Source organism: Allofournierella sp., from assembly GCF_017889395.1.
Lineage (GTDB): Bacteria > Bacillota > Clostridia > Oscillospirales > Ruminococcaceae > Allofournierella.
On the sequence record NZ_JAGHKE010000108.1, the window covers coordinates 1 to 6671 of the forward strand.

The window sequence follows — 6671 nt, forward strand, 5'->3', positions numbered from 1 at the left end:
GGCGGGCAGTGGATGTAGGTGGGAACCTCCCAGCCGAAGGCCTGGTACAGCAGGTTGTACTTGGGCGCGCTGGACAGATACTCCGAGCCACGGATCACGTGGGTGATGCCCATCAGGTGGTCGTCCACCACGTTGGCGAAGTTGTAGGTGGGCATGCCGTCGGTCTTGATGAGGATCTGGTCCTCCAGCTCGGCGTTGTTCACCTCGATGTGACCGTAGACCACGTCGTCAAAGCTGGTCACGCCCTCCTTGGGCATCTTCTGGCGGATGACGTAGGGCACGCCCGCGGCCAGCTTCTCGTCGATCTCGGCCTGGCTCAGGTTGCGGCAGTGGCCGTCGTAATGACCCACCACGGCACCGCCGGCCTTCTGCTCCTCGCGCATCTTCTCCAGACGCTCGGGGGTGCAGAAGCAGTAGTAGGCCTGACCGGCCTTCACCAGCTGCTCGGCATATTCCTTGAACATGCCCATGCGCTCGCTCTGCACATAGGGACCCACCGGGCCGCCCACGTCGGGACCTTCGTCCCACAGCAGGCCGGTCTGGCGCAGGGTGTTGTAGATGATGTCCACCGCGCCTTCCACGTAGCGTTCCTGATCGGTGTCTTCAATGCGCAGGATGAAGGTGCCATCCTTGCTTTTTGCCTTCAGGTAGGCATACAGAGCGGTGCGCAGGTTGCCCACGTGCATGTAGCCGGTGGGGCTGGGCGCAAAACGGGTGCGTACGGTATTGTTCGCCATGATCGTTTCTACTCCTTTTATCCTCACGCGCCCGGGCGGCAGGCAGCGCGGACCGGGCGGTTTGTTTCTCTTGTTTATTGTAAGGTGCGCACATCGGCTTGTCAACCTGGCCGCAAAACTTCTTCGCTTTACAAGCCCTTGCCCCTTTTATTATAATAGGAAAAGACCCAATGGCATTTTCCATGCAAAAGGAGCGTTTCCATGAACTTTCTTTCTCTGTCCTTCGCCGGATTCGGCGCGCTGGTGTTTGCCGGCTGGTGGGCCCTGCCTGCCAAAGCCCGGCCCTGGCTGCTGGCGGTGGCAAACCTTGTCTTTGCCGGGCTGTTCGGGACCAAGGCAGTGATCTGCCTGGTGCTCATCTGCCTGGCCGGCTACCTGTGCGGCCTGTGGACCCAAAAAGGAGGCGGCCGGGCGGCCATGTGGCTGGGCATTCTGCTGAGCCTTGCCCCTCTGGCGGCCTACAAATACCTGCCGCTGGCCTCCCCCGCCCTGTTTGAGGGGCTGGTGGCCCCGGTGGGACTGAGCTTTTATGTATTCAAGACCATCAGCTATCTGGCGGATGTGGCCAAGGGCCGCATCCAGGCCGAGAAGTGCCCGCTGTGCTACTTCAATTACGTGGGCTTTTTCCCCCAGCTGGCCAGCGGCCCCATCCAGCGGGCGGGCAGCCTACTGCCGCAGCTGAAGGCCCCCGCAATGACCTTTGACCGGGCGCTGGCCTACACCGGCTGCGTGCGCTTTTGCTGGGGCATGTTTCTGAAAAAATGCCTGGCGGACCAGCTGGCCGGCTACCAGGGCGCGCTTTCCCAGCCGGAATACTACTACAGCCTGGGCATCGTCTGGTCGCTGCTGGCCTACACCCTGTATCTGTACTTCGACTTTGCCAGCTACTCCCAGATGTCCATCGGCGTGGCCAACCTGCTGGGCCTGCAGGTGGAGGAAAACTTCCTCAGCCCCTATTTCTCCCGCAGCATTGGTGAGTTCTGGCGGCGCTGGCATGTGAGCCTTTCCAGCTTCCTGCGGGACTACATCTACATCCCCCTGGGCGGCAGCCGCAACGGTGTGCCGGTGCTGGTTCTGGCCACCATGGTCACCTTCGTGCTTTCCGGCGCATGGCATGGCGCTACGGCCGGTTTTCTGGTCTGGGGCGCGCTGCACGGCATTTATCTGCTGATCGGCCGGGCCACCAAAAAAGCCCGCGCCCGCTTCTGGGGCGCGCTGCATCAGGGCGAAAACAGCCCGCTGCGTTCGGTGGTGGGTTGCCTGTTCACCTTCCTTCTGGTGAGCATCGGCTGGTTCTTCTTTACCACCGGCACCCTGCATCAGGCCCAGATCGTGCTCCGTTCTCTGTTCCAGCCCATCCCCTTCAGCCTGCAATACCTGAAGGAGAGCTTCACCCAGCTGGGTTACACCACCACCGGCATGGTTCAGCTGGGGCTGTTCGCCCTGCTGGCCGCCGGGATCGACTGGGCTTCCCGCAAGGAGGGCTTCGGGGCCTGGGCGGCGCGGCAGAAGCCGGTGCTGCTGGTGCTGCTTTGTTATCTGTGCGTGTTTGCCAGCCTGTTCTTCGGCGCGGCGGGCACCCTGCAGAATGTTTATTTCGCATTTTAAGGAGGACAGGCCGTTATGAAACGATTTTTGGCAGTTGTGGCGCTGTTCCTCGCGCCGGTGATCCTAGTGTGCGGCGTGTTCGCTCTGGCGGTATACACCAGCGGCGAATGGTGCACCGAGGAGGAGGTTGCCCAGATGGTGCTGGACGGCGAGCCCGCCTTCCTGGGCCTTGCCTACCGGGACAACACCCGTTACTACAAGCATCTGGTGGCCAGCGGCAAGGCCGCGGATCTGCTGGTGCTGGGCACCAGCCGCAGCATGCAGTTCCACAGCGAATTCTTCACCACCGACAGCTTCTACAACGCGGGCGGCGGCAGCGGCTACATCAACGAGTTCCAGTATTTTCTGGAAAACCTGCCTGAGGAGAGCCTGCCCGACACCCTGATCATGGTGATGGATCAGTACTTCTTCAATCAGGCCTGGGTGGGCACCGGCGGTATGCCGGATGGCTTCGACTACGGGCACTATGAATTTAACGCCAAGACCGCCCTGTCCGAGGCCATGCGGGGCTGGGCCGAGGGCAAATACTCTCTGCTGGATGTGTTCACTCCCCACCCGAATGTGTACGGCATGGCGGCGGTGGGCCGGGGCAGCGGCTTCAATCCGGACGGCAGCTACTGCTACGGCCGGCTGCTGGATCACCCGGAGGAGGGCACCGACGTGGGCTTCCACGATACCTTCGACCGCATTGTGAAGGGCACCAACCGCTTTGAGTACGCCGAGTACGTGTATCCCACCAGCACCGAGGTGGTCCAGCGGCTGCTGGCCTGGTGCAACGACCGGGGCATTCAGGTGGTGCTCATCATCCCGCCCTACGCCCCCAGTGTTTACGAGCGGATGGCCGAGAGCGGCAACTACGGCTACTTTGACTGGATTCCCAAAATCCTCACCGAGCTGTGCGCGCCCTACGGCTACGAGGTCTACGACTTCAGCTACATGCCGGACACCAGTGACGACGAGTACATCGACGGCTACCACGGCGGCGACCGGGTCTATGCCCGGCTTACCCGGCAGCTGGCCGACCAGAGCACCATTCTGGAGGGCCTGATCGACACCGATTATCTGGACGCCGCCCTGGCCGACAGCGGCAATCCCCTGCGGCTGGCGCAGTAAGGCTTGACAGCGCACAGCCAGCGGCTATAATACAAGTATCAGTTACGGGCGTTTTGCGGCGCCTAAAAAGAAATGAGGCAGAAACAATGAGCGAAGAAATGCAGCGCAAGAAGCGCATCCTGTCCGGCATCCAGCCCACCGGTACCTTTACCCTGGGCAACTATGTGGGCGCGGTGCGCAACTGGGGCGCTTTACAGGAAGAATACGACTGCCTGTACATGGTGGCGAACCTGCATGCCATCACCGTGCGGCAGGACCCCGCGGCCCTGCGCCGTCAGACCCGGGAGGCCGCGGCCATGCTGCTGGCCACCGGCATCGATCCTCAGAAGAGCGTGCTGTTCGTGCAGAGCCATGTGCGCGCCCACGCCGAGCTTTCCTGGATTCTGGCCTGCAATACCCAGTTCGGTGAGCTGGGCCGCATGACCCAGTTCAAGGACAAGAGCGCCAAGCACGCCGATAACGTGAACGCCGGCCTGTTTACCTACCCGGTGCTGATGGCGGCGGACATTCTGGTGTACAACGCGGACCTGGTGCCCGTGGGCGTGGACCAGAAGCAGCACCTGGAGCTGGCCCGCAATGTGGCCCAGCGCTTCAACAACCAGTACAGCCCCACCTTCACCCTGCCCGAGCCCTACATCGCCAAGACCGGCGCCAAGATCATGAGCCTGCAAGAGCCGGAAAAGAAGATGAGCAAGTCCGACACCAACGCCAACAGCTTCATCCTGATGACCGACGACGCAGACACCATCCTGCGCAAGTTCAAGCGCGCCGTGACCGACAGCGAGGGCACCGTGCGCGCCGGTGAGGACAAGCCCGGCGTGACCAACCTGATGAGCATCTACAGCGTGCTCACCGGCAAAGACTTCGCCGCCATCGAGAAGGAGTTCGAGGGCCAGGGCTACGGCGTGTTCAAGGAGGCCGTGGCCGGCAGCGTGATCGACGCCTTCCGCCCCATCCAGGAGGAATATGCCCGCATCCTGGCCGACAAGCAGTACCTGGACGGCGTGCTCGCCGAGGGCGCCGAAAAAGCCAGCCGCATGGCCGACCGTATGGTCAGCAAGGTCTACAAAAAAGTGGGCATGCTGCAGCTGTAACCCCTGTATCTTCAAGCAGCCCGTCCGGGCGCGCCGTTTGGCCTCCGGACGGGCCGCTTTTTTCCTTTCGGAGCAGGCTTCGACCCCGAAAAAAGCATTTTCCAATTATTTACCATATATTGACAATTTTTCCATGGTGGTTTATAATGAAGCAAACGGGCGAGTATTCCCTGTTCGCCTGTTTCCCATGACCGACTTTTCCCAAAACCCAAAATCCCAAATCAAAGGAGAGATCGTATTATGAAATCCACAGGTATGGTCCGCAAGATCGACAACCTGGGCCGCATCGTGCTGCCCATTGAGCTGCGCCGAGTGCTGGAGATCGACCAGGACTCCTCCCTGCAGATCTTCGTGGAGGGTGACGAAATCATTCTGAAGAAGTATCAGCCCGCCTGCGTGTTCTGCGGCGAGGCCAAGGGCGTGATGCAGTTTCACGGCCGCAACATCTGCGCCGAGTGCCGCAAGGCCATCGGCCAGCTGTAAGCTGACTGACAAATAAAAAAGACCGGAAGCCTCACAGGGCTCCGGTCTTTTGCTTTTGTGGTTATTTCTGCTTGTCGATGCGCTTTTCGCTGTTTTTGATCAGCATCATCAGACTGCCGGAATACAGGCGGTAATCCTGCTCCAGGCTCTGGCTGGTCATGGCAAAGCAGCTGGTGTCCTTCATGGGGGCGCTGCTGCCCACCTCTTCCCCGGCCAGGATGGCGGCCACGTTGGCCTCAGCGGTATCCATGGCGGCGGAGGAATAGCCGTTCCAGCGGCCGTTGCTCACGCTGAACAGGCTGCTGGCATTCTTGGCGTTGGAGGAATAGAGCAGGCGGAACATCTTGTACACCGCCACGCTCAGATAGCCGCTCACCTCGCTGATCAGGTCGCTGTTCTGGCTGGCGCCCAGCTTATCGTACAGAATGTTCAGGCTGTTGGAGATCAGCTTCTTGTTCATGGTGGGCAGGGTGCTGCCGCGATAGATGCTGTCCCGCGCGGCGTCCGGATTGGGGATATCCTCCACGCGCAGGGTCAGACCGTTTCGGTCCGGGCTGCGGCCCAGCAGATAATCGCACGACACATCATAATACTCCGCCACGCGCACCACAAAGTCCAGGCCGCATTCGCGGATGCCCTTCTCGTAGTGGGACAGCAAAGCCTGGGATACACCCAGGTCCGCAGCAGCCTGCTTCTGGGTGATGCCCCGCTCTTTGCGCAGCAGGGTAATGATCCGGTTAAATTCAGTCGTCATGCAATATCTACCTCTTCGTTCCGCAAGTCCGTCCTGTCTGCGTTTGGCATAGTCTGCCCGCAGAGACAATTACGTATCGTAAATTATAAAACAACCAAAACGCTTTGTAAATACAAATTTCGCCAATATTCTTTTTGTTTTTTCGTGGGTTTTGCCTAATATTGACTTTGGCACCTAGATGTATGATAATAATCAGGAGTTCTTTTCTAAATATTGTGTTTCAAGGATTTTCCATTTAGTATTATGTTACTATTTTGTAACCATTTCTTTGCTTTCAGGAGGGATTTTTTTGAAGACCTTTACCCTGCATCTGATCCGCCACGGGCTGACCCAGGGCAATCTGGACGGACTGTACGTGGGCGGCGGCACCGACCTGCCCCTGTGCGATGAGGGCCGTGCCCAGCTGGAGGAGCTGCGCGGCCGTTTTGAATACCCCCAGCCCCAGCTGGTGTTCACCTCGCCCCTGCTGCGTGCCACCCAGACCGCAGACATTCTCTTCCCCGCCGCCCGCAAGCTGGCCATCGACCAGCTGCGGGAAGCGGGCTTCGGCGTGTTCGAGGGCCGCAAGGTGAGCGAGCTGGTTCACGAGCCGGACTTCGCCCGCTGGATGGACCCCACCTCCGGCTTCACGCCCCAGGGCGCAGAGCCCACCGCCCAGTTCCACCGGCGCTGCGGCGAGACCCTGATGAAGCTGTTCGAGTACATGATCCGCTCCGGCACCGAGGAGGCCGCCTGTGTGACCCACGGCGGCGTGATCATGAGCATGCTGGCCCAGAAGGCGCTGCCCCAGCGCAAGCCCGAGGACTGGATGGCCGACCCGGGCGCGGGCTACACCCTGCGCACCGACACCACCCTCTGGATGCGGGACGGCATTGTGGAGGC

The 6671-nt window shown here is 60.5% G+C and carries 7 protein-coding genes; 5 read left to right on the plus strand and 2 right to left on the minus strand.

The window, feature by feature from the left end; translation table 11 throughout:
• A partial coding sequence (gene gltX, locus J7G73_RS11875; protein ID WP_291246403.1) for a glutamate--tRNA ligase occupies positions 1-737 on the minus strand: 737 nt, incomplete at its 3' end.
• A gap of 201 nt (positions 738-938) precedes the next feature.
• Between gltX and J7G73_RS11880 the strand changes: the two genes are divergently transcribed.
• From J7G73_RS11880 to J7G73_RS11895, 4 genes are all read left to right on the plus strand, one after another.
• The gene (locus J7G73_RS11880) at positions 939-2345 is read left to right on the plus strand and encodes an MBOAT family O-acyltransferase (RefSeq protein WP_291246404.1); all 1407 of its coding nucleotides are present in this window, start codon (positions 939-941) and stop codon (positions 2343-2345) included.
• Positions 2346-2360: 15 nt separating this feature from the next.
• Positions 2361-3458 (plus strand): hypothetical protein, encoded by a 1098-nt coding sequence (locus tag J7G73_RS11885; protein ID WP_291246405.1) that lies wholly within the window; start codon positions 2361-2363, stop codon positions 3456-3458.
• 86 nt (positions 3459-3544) lie between these two features.
• On the plus strand, positions 3545-4552 hold the full coding sequence (gene trpS / locus J7G73_RS11890; RefSeq protein WP_087291955.1) for a tryptophan--tRNA ligase: 1008 nt from the start codon (positions 3545-3547) through the stop codon (positions 4550-4552).
• A 240-nt stretch (positions 4553-4792) separates the two neighbouring features.
• Positions 4793-5035 (plus strand): AbrB/MazE/SpoVT family DNA-binding domain-containing protein, encoded by a 243-nt coding sequence (locus J7G73_RS11895; RefSeq protein ID WP_087180701.1) that lies wholly within the window; start codon positions 4793-4795, stop codon positions 5033-5035.
• Between the two features lie 61 nt (positions 5036-5096).
• On the opposite strand, the gene J7G73_RS11900 is transcribed toward J7G73_RS11895, so the two are convergent.
• Positions 5097-5789 carry a helix-turn-helix domain-containing protein gene (locus J7G73_RS11900; protein WP_087291952.1) on the minus strand — a complete coding sequence of 231 codons (693 nt, stop codon included), beginning with the start codon at positions 5787-5789 and terminating at the stop codon, positions 5097-5099.
• Positions 5790-6078: 289 nt separating this feature from the next.
• Here J7G73_RS11900 and J7G73_RS11905 point away from each other — a divergent pair.
• A partial coding sequence (locus J7G73_RS11905; RefSeq protein ID WP_291246406.1) for a histidine phosphatase family protein occupies positions 6079-6671 on the plus strand: 593 nt, incomplete at its 3' end.